At 51.8% G+C, this 612-nt stretch carries 7 tRNA genes; all 7 read right to left on the reverse strand.

The window, feature by feature from the left end:
• Positions 1–2: 2 nt before the first annotated feature.
• The 7 genes from ED2_RS14550 to ED2_RS14580 all read right to left on the reverse strand — a co-directional run bounded on the left by ED2_RS14550 (position 3) and on the right by ED2_RS14580 (position 598).
• Positions 3–76 (reverse strand) — tRNA-Arg (locus ED2_RS14550).
• A 10-nt stretch (positions 77–86) separates the two neighbouring features.
• A tRNA-Leu gene (locus ED2_RS14555) sits at positions 87–172 on the reverse strand.
• Positions 173–187: 15 nt separating this feature from the next.
• A tRNA-Gly gene (locus ED2_RS14560) sits at positions 188–259 on the reverse strand.
• A 10-nt stretch (positions 260–269) separates the two neighbouring features.
• A tRNA-Thr gene (locus ED2_RS14565) sits at positions 270–342 on the reverse strand.
• Positions 343–359: 17 nt separating this feature from the next.
• Positions 360–441 (reverse strand) — tRNA-Leu (locus ED2_RS14570).
• Between the two features lie 8 nt (positions 442–449).
• Positions 450–522: transfer RNA gene (locus ED2_RS14575), tRNA-Lys, on the reverse strand.
• A 3-nt stretch (positions 523–525) separates the two neighbouring features.
• Positions 526–598: transfer RNA gene (locus ED2_RS14580), tRNA-Val, on the reverse strand.
• Positions 599–612: the final 14 nt, after the last annotated feature.

Below are 612 nucleotides of genomic sequence, written 5' to 3' on the forward strand. Positions count from 1 at the left end.
AACGCGCCCAAGAGGAGTCGAACCCCTAACCTTTTGATCCGTAGTCAAACACTCTATCCAGTTGAGCTATGGGCGCATATTTGTAATGCCGAGGACCGGAATCGAACCGGTACGGTGATCACTCACCGCAGGATTTTAAGTCCTGTGCGTCTGCCAGTTCCGCCACCCCGGCGTATTGCTTTGGCAAAGCGGAAAACGGGGTTCGAACCCGCGACCCCCACCTTGGCAAGGTGGTGCTCTACCACTGAGCTATTTCCGCATGGTTATGATGCCGGCTAAAGGATTTGAACCCTCGACCCTCTGATTACAAATCAGATGCTCTACCAACTGAGCTAAGCCGGCATGTGTAAATCATATAATGCGGGTGAAGGGACTTGAACCCCCACGCCGTAAGGCGCTAGATCCTAAATCTAGTGCGTCTGCCAATTCCGCCACACCCGCAAAAAATATGAGCCGTACAGGGCTCGAACCTGTGACCCTCTGATTAAAAGTCAGATGCTCTACCAACTGAGCTAACGGCTCATATGGAGGTTAACGGGATCGAACCGCTGACCCTCTGCTTGTAAGGCAGATGCTCTCCCAGCTGAGCTAAACCTCCATAAGATAATTCAA

Source organism: Enterococcus durans NBRC 100479 = LMG 10746 (assembly GCF_001544215.1).
GTDB classification, from domain to species: Bacteria; Bacillota; Bacilli; order Lactobacillales; family Enterococcaceae; genus Enterococcus_B; species Enterococcus_B durans.